The sequence below is a fragment of the Sphingomonas sp. PvP018 genome, from assembly GCF_017876865.1.
In the GTDB taxonomy this organism is placed as follows: domain Bacteria; phylum Pseudomonadota; class Alphaproteobacteria; order Sphingomonadales; family Sphingomonadaceae; genus Sphingomonas; species Sphingomonas aerolata.
On record NZ_JAGIOU010000001.1, the window covers coordinates 3,214,403 to 3,236,449 of the forward strand.

The following is a 22,047-nucleotide window of genomic DNA, read 5'->3' on the forward strand; positions in this document are numbered from 1 at the left end:
GCCGGGGATGCGTGTTGGGTCCATCGTTCTTCCTTTTCTGCCCTGCGGGAACTTACGAGCATTCGTTGACGCCATCGACGTATCTGGCCGTCAATGCTCTGACTTGGCTGAGAATTTTGTACGTAAACATGTCAAAAATTATGACATATTCGTTCGACGGCATGAGCACGGCGCTACGGGAATAATTGCGATGATGGTTGCGGCGGCAAACCGATAAGCAACATTCGCTAGGCAAGATTTCGAAAATATGGTGTGGATACGGCAACGTCGAGGAATGCCACGGCAATCATCGACCCTACGTCTTGATCGAGGAATCCAATGCGCGCGTCAGTGTTACAGGCGTCCGCTGCGGTCGGAACCGCCCTGCGCGGCAAGCATCCGAACGCCCCGATGCCTGCTCGCCAAAGCAGCGTGCCGACACCGAGGGGCCGCTCCGGGTTGCGAACCGCCACGGGCGACATTCACGAACGCCGGCATCGTCATCCCGTGCTTTCGCGTCGGGCGGCAAGCACGGCCGACCGGGACGAATCTCGTCTGCTTCTCGGCCACACATACGGTTTCCATACCGTCGTCGACCCCATGCTCGGTGTCGGCGGTGGACTGACCGGCTGCCTTGTCTGGGGCCTGCCCGAAGTAGGACTGAGTGCCGGTGACCGGAGCCGGTGTGCCGTCGGGCTGGACACCAACCTACCCGACGCTGCCGTGCAGGACCTACCTGCTGCAACGGCAACGGCGCTGTCGATGTTTGCGGCGTATGAGGGATGGATGCCGGCATGACGCAGCAAATGGACGGTGCCGTCGATCTGACCAACTGCGATCGCGAGCCGATCCATATTCCCGGCTCGATCCTCCCCCATGGTGCGATGCTCGTGGTCGATCCTGCAACGATGCTGGTCGAGCAGGTCGCAGGCGACACCCTCGGCCTGTTCGGCAGGGATGCGGCGTCGCTGACCGGGCAGGACCTGGCGGGCTTGTTGAATGCCGAGCAGCTTCAGCGGCTGCGCGAGTTGCTTCAAAGCTCCAGCCTCGCGCGCCCGCGTCACCTGCTGGATCCGTTGCTGCGGGTCGTCCCCGACCGCGCGATCGATGCCAGCGTCCATCTGAGCGATGGCGCGCTGGTGATCGAGGTCGAGGATGCCGACCTGAGTGACCGTCATGCCGTCGATCCGCTCGCCTGTGTCCAGGAAATGTTCGACGGACTTGGCGACGCTCCCGATCTCCAGGCCTATTGCCAACTGGCTGCCGAGCGGGTGCGGGCGGTCGCGGGCTACGACCGGGTGATGGTCTATCGCTTCATGCCCGACGATTCAGGCTGGGTGTTCGCCGAAGCCCGGCATGACGACATCACGCCATTCCTCGATCTGCACTACCCCGCGTCGGATATCCCGAAACAGGCCCGCACGCTGTATTTGACCAGCTGGCTGCGTCTGATCACCGAAGTCGATTACACGCCCGCGCCGCTGCTGCCGTCGATCAATCCGCGCAGCGGCCTGCCGCTCGACATGAGCTACGCGACCCTGCGTGACGTTTCGCCGATCCACCGGGAATATCTGCGCAACATGGGCGTCGACGCCTCGATGTCGATCTCGATTATCTTCGAAGGCAGGCTTTGGGGGCTGATCGCCTGTCACCATCATACGCCGCGCCGCCTGCCGCGTCATCTCCGCGGCGTCTGCGAGCTGTTCGGATCGATGTTCTCGCTGCAACTGGAAGTGCGGCTGCGCGCCGAGCAGCTCGAGGCCCGGTTGCTGTCCCGCAAGGCACTGTCCGGCATCATGCACGCGCTGGCGAGCGAGGATGATTACGGGGCCGGGCTGGTCGCGCAGCAGCAGCAGCTACTCGACTACATAGAAGCGGGTGGTCTTGCGCTGCGGGTGGGGCAGACCCGTGGCGGCGTCGCCATCCGGGTCAACAGCGGCATTACCGCGCTCGGCAATACACCCGATGACGCCCAAATCGCGGCCCTGACAGACTGGCTGACCCTGCGCATGGGCACGTTCGAAGGGGTGTATGCTACGGATCGGCTGGGCGAAGATTATCCGCCGGCCAAGGCCTATGCGGAGATCGCCTCCGGGTTGCTTGCCGTGTCCGTGTCGCGCGAACCGCGCGACTTCGTGCTGTGGTTCAGGCCCGAGGTCGTCGAGACCGTGCAATGGGGCGGCGATCCGAACAAGCCGATGGAGGTCGGTCCGAACGGCATCCGGCTGACGCCGCGAAAATCCTTCGAGGCTTGGACCGAAACCGTGCGCGGCCGGTCGACCCCCTGGTCGCCGTCCGACAACGATGCCGCGTTCGACCTGCGGGTGTCGCTGCTAGAGGTCGTCCTGCGGCGGATCGATGCTGCCGCACGCGAACGGCTGCGCGCCTGGCAGCAGGAACAATTGCTGATGGCCGAACTCGACCACCGGGTGAAGAACACCTTGGCCAGCATTCAGGCGATGGTGGCACAGACAAGCCGAAGTGCGTCCTCGCTTGCTGCTTTCACCCACGGGCTCGACCGGCGGATCCGGTCAATGTCGCGCGCGCACAGTCTGCTGACGCAAAGCCGATGGGAAGGCGTGTCGCTCATCGTGCTGATCCAACAGGAGCTAGACGCGTATCGGGCGGAGCATGCGAACGTCACGATCACCGGTCCGGATGTCATGCTTCTCCCCAAAGCGGCACTGGCGCTGTCGTTGGCGATCCACGAGCTTGCCACCAACGCCGGCAAATACGGGGCCTTGTCGGCCGCCGGCGGTCATGTCGACATTCGTTGGCAGTTTGACCCGCAGGCTGGACTGGAGCTGCGATGGCAGGAAAGCGGCGGTCCTCCGGTCAGCAAGCCCACACGGCGCGGTTTCGGATCGACCTTGATCGAGCGGGCCTTGGCGCTGGAAACGAGCGGATCTTCAACCCTGACGTTCGACCCGGGCGGGGTGGCGTGCGCGATCGTCATGCCCGCGTCGGTGGCGCAGTCTGGCGGCACCGCCTCCCACGCCTCTATCGTCCATGAGGCTCCTGCGAAAGTCACAGACATTCCTACCGACAACCCGCCGCGCATCCTGATCGTTGAAGATTCAGCCATGGTGCTGATGCTCATCGAGGATGTGGTCATCGATCTGGGCTGGGACATCGTCGGTCCCGCGATGCGGCTGCCGGAAGCCTTAAAGCTTGCTTGCGAGGCGGCGATCGATGCCGCGCTCGTCGACGTCAATCTCGATGGCGAAATGTCATGGGATGCTGCTGCCATCCTCCAAGATCGCAAGATCCCGTTCGTCTTCACCACCGGCTACGACAGCGCCACCGTCCTGCCGGAGCGGTTCGCCGGCCATCCCGTGCTCAACAAGCCGTTCTCGGCCGAAGACGTTGGACGCACGTTGCAAACCTTGTTGAGCCGGCACTGAGCGTGCCGCAGGTGAATGCCGGGCAGCGTATACTGATCGACCATGCCTGGCCGCGACCGGTTGCGGACGTTCGTTCATGCTTGGCGACACCGTTGAAAAATGGCTGGCATCCAACGATGATCAACTGCGGTTCCTGCGATTGCTCTCTTTGCAGCAAGCGCAATGTCACAACCGTCCGGTCGCGCGACCGCTTACGCTTCATCGACGGCGTGACACCTTCTTGAGAGCTCGCGACAATGTGTCGATCGAATAGGGCTTATGCACCAGTTCGAACCCGTGCGTACCGCTTTGTGCCAGAACTTCGCTGTACCCGCTGGTCAACACGACCGGCAGCTTTGGATAAAGGCGGCCGATCTCCTGGCCCAGCTCGATACCGGACATGCCGGGCATCATCACGTCGGAGAAGACGATGTCGAACCTGCCTGCATCTGTCGCCAGTTCGGCGAGTGCCTTGGAGGCGTCCATCGCCAAGACGGTGTGATAGCCCAACTCTCCCAACGCCTCGGTCGCGAACATGCCAACCTCGGCATTGTCCTCGACGACCAGCACACAGGCGCCTTCGCCGAGCGGCAGGGAGTTGTCGCCTTCTTCGGCCGCTCCGCCGTCCAGCCCGTCAACCCGGGGTAGGAACATGGTGAACGTTGCGCCTTCGCCTTCGTCGCTTGTGACGACGACGCCCCCGCCGGACTGCTTCGTGAAACCGAAGACTTGGCTGAGGCCAAGGCCTGTCCCTTCGCCTACCCCCTTGGTGGTGAAGAACGGTTCGAAGATCCGTTCAATGTTGTCGGCTGGAATACCGGGACCGCTGTCGGTCAGGGAGACCGTCACGAACTCGCCCGGCGTGGCCGGATGCGACCGTATGGCGGGCATGCCGGAGGCTGCCGCCACCACGATGGACAACTCGCCCGCGCCGTTCATGGCATCGCGCGCATTGACCGCCATGTTGACGATCGCGGTGTCGAACTGGCTGCGGTCCGCGTCGATGTAGCAAGGCTCCGTCGGCAGCCGATGCGATACCTTGATGCGTGCGCCCGTCAGCGTCCGCACCATGTCGCTGACCGTCCGCACGCTTTCTGAGACATCGAAGACTTCGGGCTTGAGCGACTGGCGGCGCGCGAATGCGAGCAGCTGGTTGGTCAGTTTGGTCGCGCGTTCGGCGGTGTCGGAGATCGCGTCGATATAGCGCTGCCGGCGTTCGTCGGAGAGACCGGGGCGGCGCAATAGGTCGATGGAACCCCGGATGACCGTCAGCAGATTGTTGAAGTCGTGCGCCACCCCACCGGTGAGTTGCCCGATTGCTTCCACCTTCTGCGATTGGCGCAACGCGTCCTCGGCCTGGCCGAGGTCGGCGGTTCGCTCGGCAACGCGCTGCTCCAGCGTTTCGGCGAGCGCGCGGAGATCGGCGACAGCACGGTCGCGCTCCGCTGCGATGCTCCGCCGTTCCTCGACGTCGATCAGGACCCCGGGAAAGCTCAGCGGCGTTCCGTCGGGTGCATGGTCAACCCGACCGTTCGCCTCGATCCAATAATATCGACCGTCAGCCCGGCGGACCCGGTATTGATGCGCATAGGACCCACTGCGGGCGATTACCGCGTTGATGGCCTCCGTCAGCCCTGCCTGATCGTCGGGATGTACCGTTGCTGTAATCTGCGCGAGCGGAATGCCGGATCGGCCGAGCGCCGGATCAAGGCCGAAGGCACGCGCGAATGCCTCGTCTACGGTGAACTGATCGCTTGGCAGGTCCCAGTGCCAGGTGCCGATGATGGCGCCGGCTTCCAGCGCGAGTTTCACCCGCTCGACGTTCTGACGCGCGACGGCTTCACTGACACGCAGGCGTTCCTCCGCTTCTCGGCGGGCGGTCACGTCGTTGAAAATAATTGCGATCTGTCGATCTGCGGGATCGCCAACCCTTACTGCCCGTACGTCGAACCAGCGCTGGAATGCTTCGGCATAATTCTCGAAATTGGTTGCTTCACCGGTCTTGGCCACATGCCCGTATGTCTCGAACCAGAACTGCTCCAGGTCAGGCGCGAACTCCGTGACCCACTTGCCGCGCAAGTTGACTCCGGACTGGCGTTCAAAGGCGGGGTTGGCTTCGACAAACCGGTAATCGACGGCTTTGTCATCCTCGTCGAACTTGACCTCGACGATGGCGAAAGCCGCATCGACCGTGTCGAAGATTGTCTGGAAGCGCTGCTGCGCTTTCCGGAGCGCTTCGCCGGCAAGATGCTCTTCAGTACGATCACGCAAAACCTTGACGTAACCGGTATGGCGGCCGGCCGAATCCCGGAGCAGCGATAACTCACCGCTGGCCCAAAAAGGCTCGTCACCCTTGCGCACGTGCCAACGCTCATCAGTGGCCCGCCCCGTCTCACGGGCGCAGGCCATCTCCTGCACCGGCACCCCGGCGGCACGGTCTTCATCCGTGAAGAACAGGAAGACGCTTTGACCGATCACCTCGTCTTCCGACCAGCCCAGTACCCGTTCCGCGCCATAGCTCCATTCGATGATACGGCCTTCAAGATCGCAGGCTACGATGGCGAAGTCCTGTGCGCTATCGACGATCGCCCGCTGGCGCGCTTCAGCTGCAATCAGCCGTCCGGTTGCAACACGCTGCTCAAACTGCACCATGACCTGTCGCGCCATTACGCGGATCGTCTGCTTCTGAACCTCGGTCAGGTCGCGGGGGCGATAGTCCAGAACGCAGAGCGTGCCGATCGGAAAGCCATCAGGCGACTTCAACAGGGCGCCAGCATAGAAGCGCAGATGCGGCTCACCCGTGACCAGGGGATTGCAGTCGAACCGTGGGTCGTCTGTCGCATCGGGGACGAGCAGGAATTCATCCTCGAGGATCGCACGCCCGCAGAAAGACGTCTCCAACGGCGTCTCACGGACGCCAAGCCCGACTTCCGCCTTGAAGAACTGGCGGCCGTCCCCGATCAGATTCACGATCGCGATTGGCGCGTCGCAGATCGCCGCCACCAGTTCGGCGATCTCGTCGAACGCCGCCTCGCGCGGAGTGTCCAGCAGGTCATATTCTGCGAGGGCAGCCAGTCTCTGCTTCTCGTGCGCGGGCAGATCGGTCATCGGACTCCAAAGGTTTAGCGGATCACTGTGCTGTAGCATCGTCACCGCCAAGCTCAACGTTGGTCGTTCTTAAACTGTCGAAACTGGCCAGTTGTGATCCCCGCAGCGGCGCATGCTCTTTCCCGTTCCTCGGCGATGGCTCCATGATCTGAATTTCCTGCATCGCGACCGCTGCGATCACTGAAAGATCCGATGACAGGGAACCTCGGCATGCCTCTCACGTATGTTGGTTAACGAGTATATCGTGGGATTGGGACGAGGGGTCGATGACTGAGACTGGAAGAGTTGCCTATCATCGCGACCGGGCTGAGCAAGAACGAAGGCGCGCGAGCGAAGCAATCGATGACCGCAGCAAGAATGTTCATATCGAACTGGCCCTGGCCCATGGAAAAGCGGTCGTTCTTGGCGGGCATCGTCTTCGCGCAGCGCACGACCGGTGATGCGAGCCGAAGAGGCTTGACGGTATAACTCTCGGACGCTCGCGCAAAGAGCGCTGATCATGCGGCGACTGAGAGCCCGCCCGAACGGAATGCCGGTGTTCGCCCAGGTTGCCTTTTCCAAGTACAAGCGGTTGTAACACGAGATCAGGCAGCGAATGCTGTCCAGCCTATCGCATCGGAATAGGTGTCGATCCGGCGCGGCATGAACGATCGGCGACGCTGGAGCCGCGACGATGGATTCGAAGCTGGACAAGTCTGCGCTCGCTACGCTGGCATCGGGTGTCTTGGCGAACCTGCTGGTCTGTCTGACCGTGTGGATGGCGATGTTCGCTAGAACGCTGTCGGGCAAGGTCGCCGTGATCATAGGCCCCGTCGCCATCTTCGTCGCCGCGGGCTTCCAACATTCCATCGCCAACATGTCCCTGCTGCCAACCGGCTGGTCAGGTGAGCGTCTGATCGCCTCCCGCGGTGAGGTGAGCCCAAGGGAGGGCAGGACCGACGGGCACAATTCCGCAGGGGTTGAGGTCGCGGTGGCTGGCGTAGTAATGCGTCTTGATGTGATCGAGATGCACCGTCGCGGCGATGCGCGGATCTGCCAGCATCCGTGCGACGTAAGCGTCCAACGCCGGATAGTCGGAGATGCGGCGCACGTTGCACTTGAAATGAAAGTGATAGACCGCATCGAAGCGGACCAGCGTGGTGAAGAGCCGGATATCGGCCTCCGTCATCGCCTCGCCCACCAGCCAGTCGCTGCCGGACAGCCTCTCTTCCAGCCAGTCGAGCGATTCGAACAGCGGGCGCACCGCCGCCTCGTATGCGTCCTGCGTCGTCGCGAAGCCGGCCTTGTACACGCCGTTATTCACCGTGTCGTAGACGCGGTCGTTGACCTCATCGATCTGCTGGCGCTGGGCCTGAGGATAGAGGTCCGGTCCGGATCCGGCGAACGCCGCGAGCATCCGGATGATGTCCGCCGATTCGTTCGACACGATCGTGTCGGTCTCGCGATCCCACAGGACGGGTACGGTGACCTTGCCGGAATAATCCGGCCTGGCGCGGGCGTACAACTGCCACAGGAACTCGGCGTCGTGCAGCAGGTCGCCACTACCGCCGCGGCTCGTGCCGAAGGTCCAGCCATTGTCCAGCATGACAGGGTCGACCACCGAGACACCGATCGCGTCGTCCAGCCCGTACAGCGCGCGCACGATCAGCGTCCGGTGTGCCCAGGGGCAGGCATAGCTGACATAGAGGTGATACCGACCGGGCGTCGCAGGATGGCCGGGCTGTCCGTCCTGGCCGGGGCTCCCCATCGGGGTCAGCCAGTCGCGAAAGCCCGCATCCTGCCGTTCGAACGCGCCGCCCTTGCTGTCTTCCGTCACCTTGCCCGCGTGCCACGCACCGTCGATCATTCTACCCATGTCATCCCTCCGTCGAAATCGGACCTCAAGCAAGATCCGCCACCGTTTCCCGTCACGAACGACCAACGGCTCTTTTCGTCCCATGCGATGCCTTTGGCGGCGGGTTCGGGACTGGTCGCCCCGGCTCAGGCAAACAGCGGCCGCAGGTCGATGGTCGCGTCCACCACGCCGGTCGCCTGGTCGTTGCGGAAGGGATAGGAGCGTGCAGGAGCGGTAGGAGGTTCTTGAATGGCAAAGCATGGTCGGATGGCAGGGATGGCGGCTGGGTTGATGATCCTCGCGGCGACGGTCGAGGCTGCCGCACAGCCTCGCGTCGAGCGCCTGACAGAGAGGCCTGTCGCGCTGACGCTGTTGCCGGCCACAATGCATGGCCGTTTCGAACGGAAAGGCGCCGGCTTTGTCCGCCAGTGGCCGGGCAGTTATGCCGAGACGGCGTTTCGGGGCTCGGCGGTATCGTTCGACGTGGGGCCGGGCGAGGTGGCACTCCACGTGCGCGTCGATGGACGCACGATCACGACGCTCGTCAAGCCGGTCCCGGGCCTGTACCGCGTCGCCGGGATGCCCGTCGGGCGCCACGTGTTGCGCATCGAGGTCGCTTCGGAAAGCCAGTCCGGTCCGACCGGCATCGGGCCGTTCTTTGCCGAGCGGGGGACTGTCGGAGCGAGGTTGGAGCAGCGCACGCGGCAGATCGAGTTCGTCGGCGATTCGCACACCGTCGGCTATGGTGTGACGTCGCCCAAACGCGAATGTACCCAGGACGAGGTCTGGGCGACGACGGATACGTCGCGCGGCTTTGGCGCGCTGCTCGCACGCCGCTACGGCGCGGATTACGCGGTCAATGCGATCTCCGGGCGCGGGGTGGTGCGCAACTATGGCGGGTTCGCGGCAGACACGCTGCCCGAAGCCTATCCCTTCACCCTGTTCGATCATCGATCCCGCGCCAACGCGCCCGGCTGGCATCCGCAGGTGATTATCGTCTCGCTCGGCACCAACGATTTCACCACACCGCTTCACGCCGGCGAAACATGGGCGAACCGCGGCGCCCTCCACGGCGATTACGAACGACGCTATGTGCGCTTCGTGCAGGAGCTCCACGCACGCGATCCACGCGCACAGATCGTGCTGTGGGCCACGGACATGGCCAATGGCGAGATCCAGGCGGAGGTGGCCAAGGTCGCCGCGACCTTGCGCGCATCCGGCACGCCGTGGCTCACCTATGTTCCGGTCAACGGCCTTTCCTTCAGCGGGTGCCACTCGCACCCCTCGCTCGCGGATCAGACCGTGATTGCCGACCGGATCGCGGCGGTGATCGACGCGCGCGTCACGGGATGGGCGCGACGACCCTGATCGATGGACGGCCGGTTCGTCGGGCCGGCAAACGCAATAGGGCGCGGCGCATTATCCTGCTATCGCAGCGGGATGACGATATCGCATCCTGCCCCCACCGATGCCCGTGTCGAGGAACGTGCCGCGGTCGACGCCGCCACCTTTGCCGCCGAGATCGCCCTGCGCGACGCGCCGATCGTGCTGCGCGGCCAGGTCGCGCACTGGGCCAGCGTCCGGGCTGCGGCGGGTGGCGATCGCGCGACGGCGGCGTATCTGACCGGGCTCGGCGATGGCGGCAAGCCGATGGAGGTGCTGATCGGCGGCCCGGCGTTCGGCGGCAAGTTCTTCTATCGCGGCGATAATCTGGAAGGGTTCAACTTTCACCGCGAAAAGGCGCCGCTCAACGTGTTGCTGAGCGAATTGCTGCGCCTGTCGGACGTCCCCGAAGCCGAACGGCACATCCTCTATGCGAACGCAGCGACCGCGCCCGAGCATCTGCCGGGGTGGGCGGCGGCGAACCCGCTCGATCTGCCGATGGGCGGGGCGACGCCGCGGTTGTGGATCGGCAACGGATCACAGACCGCGACGCATTATGACGGGTCGACCAATCTCGCCTGCGTGGTCGCTGGCGAGCGGCGGTTCACGCTGTTTCCCCCCGATCAGGTCGGCAATCTCTATCTGGGGCCGCTCGACCGGACGCTGGCGGGGCCGCCTTCGAGCATGGTCGATCCGCTCGCGCCCGATCTGAAGCAGTATCCGCGCTATGCCGAGGCGCTCGGCCACGCGGTGGTGGCCGATCTGGCGCCGGGCGATGCGATCTTCATCCCGGCGATCTGGTGGCATCACGTCCAGGCGTTCGGGACGCTCAACGTGCTGTGCAACTATTGGCGCGCCTATGATTCCAGTGTGTCGGCGTTCCATGCGGTGGTGCACGCGATGATGGCGGTGCGCGACCTGCCCGCGGCGGAGAAGGCGGGCTGGCGCGCGTGGTTCGAGCATTATGTCTTCGCCGACGAGGCGGCGGCGGCGGGCGATCATCTGCCCGCGCCCGCGCGCGGCGTGCTCGGGCCGGCCAGCCAGGACCGGACCGAGCGGATCCGCGGCTATCTGCTGAAATCGCTCCAGCGCCGCTGAACGTCAGTCGCTGTCGAGATAGGCGGCGACCCAGACGAGCGGCGCGTTCCAGTTGATCGCCACCTCGTTCAGCGCATAGGCGTTGATGTCGTCCGCCCAGCAGCGTTGCGGCGCGCACCGGCCCCTAAGTGTCATGGCGACCGGATCGACCATCGCGCTGTTATTGGGGCCGCCCGAAACCACCCCCGGCGGCGGCGGTGGCGAAGATGCCGACAGCTGATGCGCCCAGAACCGGTGATGCGGGTTGGTCAGCGGCTTCCAGCCGGTCCCCGAGACATAGGATTGGCCCAGCGGATTGCGGCCGAGGATATAATCGGCCGCATCGACGACGCCGGCGCGGTAGCGCGCATCGCCGGTGAAACGCTGTGCTAGGCCAAGCAGCATCGCGCGGTTGAGGATGCTGGAATTCGACCCCCAATTATAGGTCTGCGACGCGTAGGGGATGCGGTAGCCGGTGCGCGTGGTTTCGGCGAGGAATCCGTCGGCGGCAGCGACGATCGCCGCACGCGCACCATCGCGGATCGTCGCGGGCACGCCGCTTGCGGTCGCGAGCGTGATCATGCCGAGTGGTGCGACGCTGGCCCAGCCGGGTTCGCCGGTCGCGCCGGTCGGCAGCGCTGCGCGGTAGGCGGTATCGCCGGTCGTCGCGAACAGCTCGGCTGCAGCCCAGGCGCGTTCGTCGTCGAGCGTCTCGTCGCCATAGCCGCCGCTGCCGGTGAATCCCTGCGCCGCGAAGATCGCGGGGTTGCGCTGCGCTGCGGTCCAGGCGGCGCGCGCGGCGGCAAGGCACCGCGCGGCAAAGGCGGGATCGATCGGCCGCCACAGCCGCGCGGCCTGCGCTGCAACCGCGGCAAGATTGAGCGTTGCCGCGGTCGAGGGCGGGTAGAGGAGCCGCGGTTCCTTGTCGTCGGCGGGTGCGGTCGGCAATGTCGTCCAGCGCGCGTCGGCGACCTTGTGATGCGCCATGCCGCCCGCGTCGACCGGCGTCAGCGCAAGCCTGCCCGAGCGATCATGCGGGCCGACGGGGAGTGCGACGCGGGTGCCCGCGGGGACTTGCATCCGCAGCATCCACTCGACCTCCCACCGCGCCTCGTCGAGCAGGTCGTCGCGGCGGTTGCCGGCTTCTGGCAGCCGCGCCTGACCATCGGCGAACACGCGACGCGCAAGCCCGGTCTCGTAGAGATTCTGCAGCGTCCACACCGCGATGCCGCCGTTGACGACATATTTGCCGTGGTCGCCCGCGTCGTACCAGCCGCCGGTGACGTCGAGCGTATAGGGGCAGCCGGGCCAGACATTGCCCTTCTCGTCCGCGCCCGAAAAACAGGCGGCGACTTCGCGCGGATGGCCGGCCGCGCGCACCCAGCGCTTGCCCACCCAGCGCGCGTCGATCGGCGTGCCGGCGCGCTGCTGGTAGAAGAAGTTGAGCGCGTTCAGCGCGAGCGGGGCGTAGACGTCGCGGCCGACGCGGAAGCGGCCGCTTTCGGTCCCGTCGACGCGTAGCCGGTAGTTGCCCGGGCGGGTGAGCGCGGTGAAGCGCGCGACATGGACATGATCGCCCGACGCCGCGTCGTCACCGCCGACGCTGGTGCGTCCCGTCAGCACGGTCTTGCCGGCGTCGTCGACCACGACCCAGTCGAGCGGCCGAGTCGCGTGATCGGCGACGATCGCAAGCTTGGGGTCTTCGGGACGGAAGCCGAGCTGGTTGAGGTTGATGACGGCCGCGGCAAGGAAGAGGGCGATGGGCATCAGATTGTCCTGTCCTGGCCCAACCGTGCCAGCGCGTCGGCATGGGGGGGCATGTGCGTCAGCGAGGTGGCGACGACGCGTTCTATCTGAGCGAGCCGCTTTGCCGCGATGGCGATCGGCAGCGCGTCGCAGATTGGGTCATGGCCGGTCACGGGTGCGTCCTGTCCGGTCAGCAGAGCAAGCCAGCTGACCTCGTTGAACAGCTCGTCCGCTTCGCGGAAGATGCGTCCGCCGGCGCGGAACAGCGCGAGCTTTTCGGCGAGGCCATCCGGGATCGGCGCCGCCGCGCGCTCGCGCCAGAAGGGTTCGGGACGGGAATTGAGGTGGTAATGGGCGACAAGGAAGTCGCGGATCCGGACGAACTCGCTGGTCATCGTGCGGTTGTACCGGTCGACGATCGCCGGGGCAGGGGGACCGCCCGCCGGCAGCATCCGCAACAGATGCTGAAGCCCGCTCTGCACCAGATGAATGCTGGTCGATTCCAGTGGCTCCATGAACCCCGCCGCCAGGCCGAGCGCGATGCAGTTGCCGCTCCAGAACCGGGTGCGGTGCCCGGTGGCGAAGCGGATCACGCGCGGGTCGGCCAGTGCCTCACCGTCCAGCCCGGCGAGCAGCGTCGCGGTCGCTTCGTCCTCGCTGGTGTGGCGGCTGGAGAAGACATGCCCGTTGCCGGTGCGATGCTGCAGCGGGATACGCCAGCGCCAGCCGGCGGGTTCCGCGATCGCCCGCGTGAGCGCGAGCGGCGCGGCGTCGGCGGCCGAAGGGACCGCGACCGCACGATCGCACGGCAGCCACTGTGACCAGTCGGTCCAGCCCGCCTGCAGCGCGCCTTCGATCAGCAGCGCGCGAAACCCCGTGCAGTCGAGGAACAGGTCGCCCTCGATACGGCTGCCATCGGCGAGATGGATTGCGGCAATTCCGGCGGGGCCACGCTCGACGCGGTCGACCCGACCCTCGCGGCGGATGACGCCGTGCGCCTCGGCCTGCGCGCGCAGGAACGCGGCGTAGCGGCCTGCGTCGAAATGATAGGCATAGCCGATCCGCGACAGCGGTGAATCACCGTTCGCGATCGGGCGCGAGAAGCGGCCGGCTTCGGCGGCGCGGGCTTCGAGCGAATAGGCGCCGAGCGCGTCGGCAGCACCCGCCTGGCGGGCGCGCAGCCACTGCGCGGCGAACGGCACGCCCGCGATGTCGGTCCCGATCTGGCCGAACGGATGGACGTAGGATTCGCCCGGGCGCGTCCAGCCCTCGAAACGGATCCCGAGCTTGTAACTGCCGCCGGTCGCGCGGAGGAAGGCGTCCTCGTCGATCCCGAGCATCGCGTGAAAGGTTCGGATCGGCGGGATCGTTGCCTCGCCGACGCCGATCGTGGCGATGTCGTCCGATTCCACGAGGGTCACGCGCGTCCCGGCCGGGCCCAGCAGTCGGCCGAACGCGACCGCGGCCATCCAGCCCGCGGTGCCGCCGCCGACGATCACGACCGATCCGAGCGTGCCGGTCAAGCGCGCACCCGCGTCGGGCAAATGCGGGCCAGATAGTCCTCGTGCCGGGGCATTCGCGATGCGGCATCGGCGAACATCGCGCGCAGCCGGTCGAACCGTGCATCGACCTCGCGCGCGTCGACCGCATCGGCCAGCCGGTCCCAGCCGTCGGGGACGATGCCCTGGCCCAGCAGCACCGCGACCCAGCTCGCCTCCGCGAACAGATCGTCCTCCCAGCGGAACAGCCGTCCGCGGCGACGCCACAAGGCGAGCTTCTCGCTCAGGCTGTCGGGGATCGCCCGCGCACGCGTCTCGCGCCAGAATGGCGAATCCTCGCGGCGTGTCGCATGGTAATGTAGGATGAGGAAGTCGCGGACCTGGTCGAACTGCGTCGCCGCCAGCCGATTATAGGTGTCGATCTCGACCGGCGAGAAGCCCTGGTCGGGAAACAAGGCGAGCAGTTTCGAGATGCCCGTCTGGACCATGTGGATGCTGGTCGATTCGAGCGGTTCGGTAAAACCGGAGGCAAGGCCCAACGCGACGACGTTGCCGATCCACTGCTTGCGCCGCCGTCCCGCGGTGAAGCGCAGCAGGCGTGGTTCGGCGAGCGGGGTGCCGTCGACCCCGGCGTGCAGCGTCGCCGCGGCCTCGTCGTCCGAACAATGCGCGCTGCTGTAGACATAGCCGTTGCCGGTGCGGTGCTGCAGCGGGATGCGCCATTGCCAGCCGGCCGCGCGCGCGGTCGAGCGGGTATAGGGGGTGATCGCCGCGCCGGCGTTCGCGGTCGGCATCGCGACGGCCCGGTCGCAGGGCAGCCAGTGCGTCCAGTCCTCATAGCCCGCGCCCAGCGTCTGCTCGATCAGCAGGCCGCGGAACCCCGAACAGTCGAGGAACAGGTCCCCTTCGATGACGCGGTCGCCGGCCAGCGTGACGTGGCGGACATGGCCGGTCTCGCCGTCAAGCGCGACGTCGACGACATCGCCTTCGACGCGCGCGACACCGTCGCGCTCGGCGCGCCCGCGCAGGAAGCGTGCATAAAGGCCCGCGTCGAAATGATAGGCGTGCGCCATCTGCGACAGCACCGACGCCGGGTCGGGCGAGGGGGGCATGAACCGTCCCGCGCGCGCGGCGACCGCGCACAGCGAATAGGCCTCGATATCCTCGACGATTCCGGCGGCGCGGCGGCGACGCCAATATTGGTGGAAGCGCACACCCTCGATATCGAAACCGAACCCGCCAAAGGGATGCAGATAGCGTTCGGCGAGCGCACCCCAGTCGACGAATTCGATCCCGAGCTTGAAGCTCCCCGCGGTCGCGGCGAGGAATTCGGCTTCGTCGATTCCCAGCATCGCGTTGAAGCCGCGGATCGGCGGGATCGTTGCTTCGCCGACGCCGACGGTGCCGATCGCGTCGGATTCGACCAGGGTGATGCTCGCCCCGGTCGGGATCAGCCGGGCGAGCGCGGCCGCCGCCATCCAGCCGGCCGTACCGCCGCCGACGATGACGATGTGGCGGACGGGCGCGCCGATCGTCATGCGCGCGCCCGCAACGCGGCCATCGCCTGCGCATAAGGGGGAAGCGCGCGGACCTGCGCGATGACCCGCGCACGCTGCTCGGCCAGATGCCGCTCGATCGCCGCCAGCGGCACTATGTCCGCGCGCGCATCGTAACGGCGCGGCATGAGGCCCATCGCGTCGAACATCACCGCCCAATCCTCTTCCTCGAACGGTTCGTCGTCATACATCGGCAACCGCCCGCGCGCCGCAAACAGATCGTATTTGGCGGCCAGTGGTCCCGGTAGCGATGCCGCGCGGCGGTCGTCCCAAAGCGCGCCGGCGCAACCGGCCACGGCATAATGCGCGATCAGGAAGTCGCGCGCGCCCTGTAACGCCCCGGCCGCGGTGCGGTTGAAGGCGGCGGCTTCGACGGGTGACTGCGGTCCGGCGGGCCAGAGCTGGATCAACTGCGCGAGCGACCGCAGCAGCAGCGTCAGTGCGGTCGGGTGCAGCGGTTCGAGCAGGCCCGCGGCGGCGCCCAGTGCGACGCAATTGCCGCGCCATGCCTTGACCCGCCGCGCCGCGTGGAACGGCTTGCCGGTGCCGCCCATGCTGCACGTCAGTCGGACATCGGCGCCGTCGAGCGGCCAGGTTGCCGTCCAGCCCGTGTCCTGCGCATCGACCTGCGTATAGGGCGGGGGCGCGCCCTGCGCGGGCACCGTCTCGGCATGCGTCCGGTCGCAGGGCAACCAGCCGGACCAGTCCTCGGACGCGGGGCTGGTACGGCTGGCGATGCGCGCGTCGGTTCCCGAACAGTCGAGGACGAGCCAGGGTTGGACTGCGGTACCGTCCGCGAGTGTCAGCCTCTCGACAATGCCGTTCGCTGCGATCTCGGCATCGACGAAGTCCGCGGACGCGCGTTCCGCTCCCGCCCGCATCGCCGCTCCGCGCAATAGCGCTTCATAGGGCGCGACGGGCAGATGCAGAGCATGCGCGATCGGCGCCCCGGGTGCGAACCGGCCCGCCTGTGCGGCGACCGCGGACAGCGCATGATCGGCCAGCCGGACCGGGTGCCCCGCCGCGCGCAGCCGTCCGGCGAGCTGGTGAAACGCGATACCCTCGAGCGGCGCACCGGTCTCGCCATAGGACAGGAACGCCGCCGCGCCGTCGCCCCGCCAGCCGCCGAACGCGACGCCCAGCGCATGGCCGCCGCCGGTCATCCGGACCAGCGTCGCCGCATCGAGACCGAGATCGGCGTGGAAGCCCGCGAGCGCTGGCGGCACCGCGATCACCGGTGCGAAATCACCCAGGCCATCGCCGCCGTTGCCGTCGTCGATCACCACCACGCGGTAGGATTCGCGTGGCAAGCGCCGTGCGAGCGCGGCCGCGGCGATCCAGCCACACAGGTTCGCGCCCAGCACGGCGACCGTGGCTGTCACGCGGCAGCCCCGATCCGTGCAAGATAGTCCGCATGCGTCGGCATCTTCTCGGCGGTGCGGCGGCAGGCGTCGACGACCGCCGCGACGCGCGCGCGCGAGTTCGCGACGGGCAGTGCGGCGACGAGGGGGTGGATTCGTTCGGGCATGATTCGCTGGCCATAATAGACCGCGAGCCAGCTTGCGGGCAGGAACATGCCCTCGCGATACTGCTCGACGATGCCCCGATCGCGAAAGGCGGCGATCTTCCCGGCCAGCGAGGGGGGCAGGTCCATCGTCCGCATGTGGCGCCAGAACGGCGTGTCGTCGCGCTCGGTCGCGCAATAATGAAGAACCAGGAAGTCGCGGACGCGGTCATATTCCAGCGCCATCGCGCGGTTGAATTCCGCGGCATCCGCAGGGTCGAGCACAGCGTCGTTCGGGAACAGCTCGATCAGCTTGCCAATGGCCAGCTGTATCAGGTGGATGCTGGTCGACTCGAGCGGCTCGAGAAACCCGGCGGAAAGGCCGATCGCCACGCAATTGCCGATCCACTGGCGGTGCCGACGCCCGGTGCGGAATCGCAGCATCCGCGGCTCGGCCAGCACCTCGCCTTCGAGATTGTCGAGCAGCACCGCGCGTGCGCGTTCCGGATCAGTGAAGCGGGTAGAGAAGACGTGACCGTTCCCGGTGCGATGCTGCAGCGGGATCCGCCATTGCCAGCCGGCGTCGCGCGCGGTGGCGCGGGTATAGGGGACGAGGGGGCCGGTGTTCGCCGTCGGGACCGCCCAGGCCGCGTCGCAGGGCAGCCAGTGCGCCCAATCCTGGTGTCCCGCCTTCAGGGCGCCTTCGATCAGCAAGGCGCGGAACCCCGAACAGTCGACGAACAGATCGCCTTCGATTCGCCGTCCGTCCGCCAGGCGAAGCGCCGCGATACCGCTCGGGCCCCGTTCGACGTGCTCGACGCGGCCCTCGATCCGCGTGACGCCGCGGGCTTCGGCATAGTCGCGCAGATACGCGGCATAGAGCCCGGCATCGAACTGATACGCATAGGAATAGGTCGACCCGACCGATCGCGGATCGTCGAGCGGCGGCGTGAACCGCCCGGCACGCGCGGCGACGATCGGGAGCGAGCACGCGGCGAGCGCGGGCGTCTCATCCGGCTTGCCCCGGGTCGCGTGGAGCCAATGCTGATGGAATGGCAGTCCGTCGATGTCATGGCCGAAATCGCCGAACGGATGGATGTAGCTGTCGCCGATCCGACCCCAATCGCAGAACTCGATGCCCAGCTTGAACGTCGCCTTGGTACGCCGGACGAAATCGGCTTCGTCGATACCCAGTCTTTGATTGAAGAAACGGATGTGTGGCACCGTGGCCTCACCGACACCGACGGTGCCGATCTCCTCGGACTCGACCAGCGTGATGTCGGCCAGCCGTGCCGCGGACGGCGTACCGGTCGTTAGGCCGACCGTCGCCGCGGTCATCCAGCCTGCGGTACCGCCACCAACGATAACGATGCGTAGCCGAGCACGTTCGTCCAATTCCACCCCCCGGCTATGTTGCAATCATGCAACAAGCCTAGCAATTCACTAAAAAACCGTCCGATTCAGTCTAGGCCGAACTTATCCCTCTCGCTACCAAACATTGTAAGAAAAAAGCGCTTACAAATGATAGCGCTAACACAATGAGGGGATGCCGGGAGTCATGGCCAAGTTCGAGATCACACGCGCCGCGCGTCGCGGGAACCTCCTCAAAGGTGGTGCCTCCCTGCTTGCGCTGTGCCTGGCCGCCGCGCCAAACGGCGCTCTGGCCCAGCAAGCCGATGCCGCTGCCGGCCAGACCACGCTGACGCCGAACGCGGCCGGGCGTACCGCATCTTCTGATCACGCTTCGGCGACCGTGGCCGGGGCGCCCCAGGCGGGCGCGGCACAGCCCTCCGCCAACGGGCAGGTGCCCTCGGGCGGTGCCGAGGTGACGCAGGCCGAGCAGTCGACCGCGACGCCGCAGGACGAAGCCGCCGATCAGGACATCGTCGTCACCGGCATCCGCCAGAGCCTGAAGAGTGCTCAGGCGATCAAGCGCAATTCCGAAGTCGTGGGCGATTCGATCTCGTCCGAAGACATCGGCGCGCTGCCCGACCGGTCGGTCACCGAAGCGCTGCAGCGCGTGCCTGGCGTGTCGATCAGCCGCTTCTCGGCCGGTGCCGATCCCGATCACTTCGCGACCGAAGGGTCGGGCGTCACCGTCCGCGGCCTCAGCTACACGCGCTCCGAGATCAACGGCCGCGATTCGTTCAGCGCGAACAACGGCCGCGGCCTGTCCTTCGCCGACGTGCCCGCCGAACTGCTCGGCGGCGTCGACGTGTTCAAGAGCCCGTCCGCCGACATGATCGAAGGCGGCATCGGCGGCTCGGTCAATCTGCGCACGCGCCTGCCGTTCGATTCCACCGGACTGGTACTGGGCGGGACGCTCGAGAACAATTACGGCGATTTCGTCAAGAAATCGGCACCGACGGTCTCGGTGCTCGGCAGCAATCGCTGGGAAACCGGCATCGGCGACTTCGGCATCCTTGCCAGCTTCGTGCGCTCGCAGGTCCGCAGCCGCGCCGACAGCGTGCAGATCTCGAACTGGGGCGAGCGCGTGATCGGCGCCGACGGATCGCTGCTGCAGCCGGTCGACGCGACCACCGGCGTGGTCAACACCGGCCGCACCGTCTACGTGCCCCGTGGCGCGGCGATCCGCAGCCAGGAATTCAACCGCACGCGCTACGGCTATTCGGCCGCCGGCCAGTGGCGCAGCCCCGACAAGTCGATGACCGCGACCGCGCAGTTCCTGCGGACCGACTCGCGCGAGGCGTGGACCGAGAATTCGATCGAGGTCGCGACCGACAACGTGCTGGCGGCAGGTGACACACAGCCCTTCCCCGGCACCAGCTTTGCCTATGACGACGATAACGTCTTCACCAGCGGGATCATCACCGGCCCGAACGGCTATCGCGCCGATCAGGATCCGGCGAACGGCGGCGACCAGCGCACGCCAAGCAACGGCCTGCAGAGCAACAACATCTCGCGCGGCAACCAGTCGCGCTTCCGCACCAACGACGCCAGCTTCAACCTGAAGTGGCAGGCGACGAACCGGCTCGGCATCAACCTGGACTACCAGCATGTCTGGTCGCAGGTGAAGGTCACCGACCTGACGGTCTGGGGCACGACCTTCCAGAATGCCGATATCCGGCTGGACGGGACCAACCCGGCCTATGTGAACTTCATCCCGGTGACGAACACGCCGAACAATTACCAGAACGCCGCGCACCCGAGCTATCTCGATGCGTATAACAACTTCTACCGTTCGGCGATGGACCATATCGAGGACAGCGAGGGCAACGAGGATGCTGCGCGCATCGACCTCGATTATTCCTTCCCGGAGGATAGCTGGCTGACCTCGGTCCGTGTCGGCTATCGCTTCGCCGATCGCCAGAATGAAGCGCGTTCGACCGGCTATAACTGGGGCGTGCTCAGCGAGATCTGGGGCGGCGGCAACAATCAGGACAATGCAGCGGCGCCGACTGGCCCGGGTGGCCCGGTCTGGTTCGATCGGCCGATCGACGGCAATCCCGTCACGCGCAACACGGGCAATCTCGGCCCGCAGCAGGCATTCCTCTACGACAACTTCTTCCGCGGCAAGGCGAACGACTCGTCGAACGGCGGGCGCGTGTTCGTGCCGGGGTCGTTCCTCCAGGATTATGGTGCGGCAACGCAGGCGATCAGCCAGATCGCGCAGGAATGGCGCAACTTCACGAGCAACCTGTCGGGTGCCAATGGCTGGGTGCCGCTGGCAAGCCGTGCCGGTGTCGTCGCCGGGACGCCGTTCCTGCCCGGTGAGATCAACCCGGTCAGCGAGCGCAACAACGCGGTCTATGCGATGGCGCGATTTGGCAACGACCTGTCGAACGGTTGGAACCTGAGCGGCAATATCGGTGTGCGGTACACGAAGACGGATCGCGTCTCGTCGGGCTTCTTCGCCTTCCCGCAACAGTCGTTCAGCTGCGTCGCGCCGACCGACGGGCAGCCGGTCTCGCGGTTCTGCGCGCTGCCGCAAGCCGTACGTGACGCCGCCGCGGCGTTCCAGAACGGCAGCACGACACCCAACGACGCCAAGTTGAGCTACGACTATTTCCTGCCGAGCTTCAACGTGAAGCTGGCGATGGGCGGTGGTCTCCAGTTCCGCGCGGCGTTCACCAAGAGCGTCGCTCCGCCGGACTTCGGGCTGACCCGGTCCTATTACAACATCAATCTGAACACGAGCGACCAGACGATCCTGTTCAACGGGGCGCCGGTCGCGACCTTCCAGGTCGGCAACCCGTTTCTGAAGCCGGTCCGTGCGGACAATTACGATGTGACCGCGGAATGGTATTTCTCGAATGTCGGCCAGCTCACGCTTTCGCTGTTCAAGAAGGACCTGTACGGCGTGCAGACCAACAGCCTGCAGCGTCAGAGCTTCACCAACAACGGCGCGACATTCGACGGGATCATCACGACCCCGCTGAATTCGACCGAGACGGGTCGCGTGAAGGGGTTCGAGGTCGGCTATCAGCAGACTTATGATTTCCTGCCGGGGTTCCTGAGCGGGTTCGGGCTCGCAGCCAATTTCACCTACGTGAAGTCGTCGGGCGTGTCGCAGCAGAATCTCGACTCCGACGATCCGAACGTCACCGCCGGGATCATCTCCAACGTCGACACCAGCGGGCTGCCGCTGCAGGGGCTGTCGAAATACCAGTTCAACTTCGCGCCCTTCTATCAGCGTAACGGGCTCGAAGTGCGCGCCGCGTATAACTGGCGGTCGAAGAACCTGCTGACGATCCGCGACGTGATCGTGCCGAACTCGCCGGTCTACGCGGAGAAATACGGGCAGCTCGACGCCTCGATCTTCTACGCAGTGACACCAGCGATCAAGATGGGGTTCCAGGGCGTCAACCTGACCAACTCGATCACGCGCACGTCATATGTGATCAACGATGATCTGCTGACCCGGCCGCGCAACTGGTTCATCGCGGATCGCCGCTTCACCTTCTCGATCCGCGCGTCGTTCAGATAAGCGCGAAAGGGTCGGCCGGTGCGGCCGACC

At 66.0% G+C, this 22,047-nt stretch carries 12 protein-coding genes and 1 pseudogene; 5 read left to right on the forward strand and 8 right to left on the reverse strand.

Going from position 1 to position 22,047, the window contains the following annotated elements; translation table 11 throughout:
- Nucleotides 1–773: 773 nt before the first annotated feature.
- Nucleotides 774–3,383, forward strand: a complete 2,610-nt coding sequence (locus J3A66_RS14340) for an HWE histidine kinase domain-containing protein (protein ID WP_209569626.1) — start codon at nucleotides 774–776, stop codon at nucleotides 3,381–3,383.
- A 198-nt stretch (nucleotides 3,384–3,581) separates the two neighbouring features.
- On the opposite strand, the gene J3A66_RS14345 is transcribed toward J3A66_RS14340, so the two are convergent.
- On the reverse strand, nucleotides 3,582–6,470 hold the full coding sequence (locus J3A66_RS14345; protein ID WP_209569628.1) for a PAS domain S-box protein: 2,889 nt from the start codon (nucleotides 6,468–6,470) through the stop codon (nucleotides 3,582–3,584).
- Between the two features lie 22 nt (nucleotides 6,471–6,492).
- Nucleotides 6,493–6,651 (reverse strand): hypothetical protein, encoded by a 159-nt coding sequence (locus tag J3A66_RS14350; RefSeq protein WP_209569631.1) that lies wholly within the window; start codon nucleotides 6,649–6,651, stop codon nucleotides 6,493–6,495.
- A gap of 492 nt (nucleotides 6,652–7,143) precedes the next feature.
- Here J3A66_RS14350 and J3A66_RS14355 point away from each other — a divergent pair.
- Nucleotides 7,144–7,338: pseudogene (locus tag J3A66_RS14355) on the forward strand (formate/nitrite transporter family protein); the annotation flags it as partial.
- 12 nt (nucleotides 7,339–7,350) lie between these two features.
- Here J3A66_RS14355 and J3A66_RS14360 read toward each other — a convergent pair.
- A complete protein-coding gene (locus tag J3A66_RS14360) occupies nucleotides 7,351–8,325 on the reverse strand; it encodes a glutathione S-transferase family protein (RefSeq protein ID WP_209569633.1) in 975 nt (324 codons plus the stop codon).
- A gap of 228 nt (nucleotides 8,326–8,553) precedes the next feature.
- Between J3A66_RS14360 and J3A66_RS14365 the strand changes: the two genes are divergently transcribed.
- Both J3A66_RS14365 and J3A66_RS14370 read left to right on the forward strand, forming a co-directional pair.
- A complete protein-coding gene (locus J3A66_RS14365) occupies nucleotides 8,554–9,672 on the forward strand; it encodes an SGNH/GDSL hydrolase family protein (RefSeq protein WP_245336832.1) in 1,119 nt (372 codons plus the stop codon).
- Nucleotides 9,673–9,744: 72 nt separating this feature from the next.
- On the forward strand, nucleotides 9,745–10,785 hold the full coding sequence (locus tag J3A66_RS14370; protein WP_209569635.1) for a cupin-like domain-containing protein: 1,041 nt from the start codon (nucleotides 9,745–9,747) through the stop codon (nucleotides 10,783–10,785).
- A gap of 3 nt (nucleotides 10,786–10,788) precedes the next feature.
- Here the strand turns inward: J3A66_RS14370 and J3A66_RS14375 are convergent, their stop codons facing one another.
- Genes J3A66_RS14375 through J3A66_RS14395 form a run of 5 tightly spaced genes read right to left on the reverse strand, consistent with a single transcriptional unit; the run spans nucleotide 10,789 to nucleotide 18,464 of the window.
- Nucleotides 10,789–12,531, reverse strand: a complete 1,743-nt coding sequence (locus J3A66_RS14375) for a glycoside hydrolase family 9 protein (RefSeq protein ID WP_056407345.1) — start codon at nucleotides 12,529–12,531, stop codon at nucleotides 10,789–10,791.
- Nucleotides 12,531–14,033, reverse strand: coding sequence for a tryptophan halogenase family protein (locus J3A66_RS14380; protein ID WP_082446953.1), 1,503 nt, complete (start codon nucleotides 14,031–14,033; stop codon nucleotides 12,531–12,533). The genes J3A66_RS14375 and J3A66_RS14380 overlap by 1 nt, the downstream gene beginning before the upstream one ends.
- Nucleotides 14,030–15,547 (reverse strand): tryptophan halogenase family protein, encoded by a 1,518-nt coding sequence (locus tag J3A66_RS14385; protein ID WP_209569637.1) that lies wholly within the window; start codon nucleotides 15,545–15,547, stop codon nucleotides 14,030–14,032. The genes J3A66_RS14380 and J3A66_RS14385 overlap by 4 nt, the downstream gene beginning before the upstream one ends.
- On the reverse strand, nucleotides 15,544–16,947 hold the full coding sequence (locus J3A66_RS14390) for a tryptophan 7-halogenase (RefSeq protein WP_209569639.1): 1,404 nt from the start codon (nucleotides 16,945–16,947) through the stop codon (nucleotides 15,544–15,546). The genes J3A66_RS14385 and J3A66_RS14390 overlap by 4 nt, the downstream gene beginning before the upstream one ends.
- Complete coding sequence (locus tag J3A66_RS14395; protein ID WP_209569641.1) at nucleotides 16,944–18,464, reverse strand: tryptophan halogenase family protein; 1,521 nt, start codon at nucleotides 18,462–18,464, stop codon at nucleotides 16,944–16,946. Before J3A66_RS14395 ends, J3A66_RS14390 begins: the two co-directional genes overlap by 4 nt.
- A gap of 163 nt (nucleotides 18,465–18,627) precedes the next feature.
- On the opposite strand from J3A66_RS14395, the gene J3A66_RS14400 reads away from it, so the two are divergent.
- Nucleotides 18,628–22,017 carry a TonB-dependent receptor gene (locus tag J3A66_RS14400; protein ID WP_209569642.1) on the forward strand — a complete coding sequence of 1,130 codons (3,390 nt, stop codon included), beginning with the start codon at nucleotides 18,628–18,630 and terminating at the stop codon, nucleotides 22,015–22,017.
- Nucleotides 22,018–22,047 lie beyond the last annotated feature (30 nt).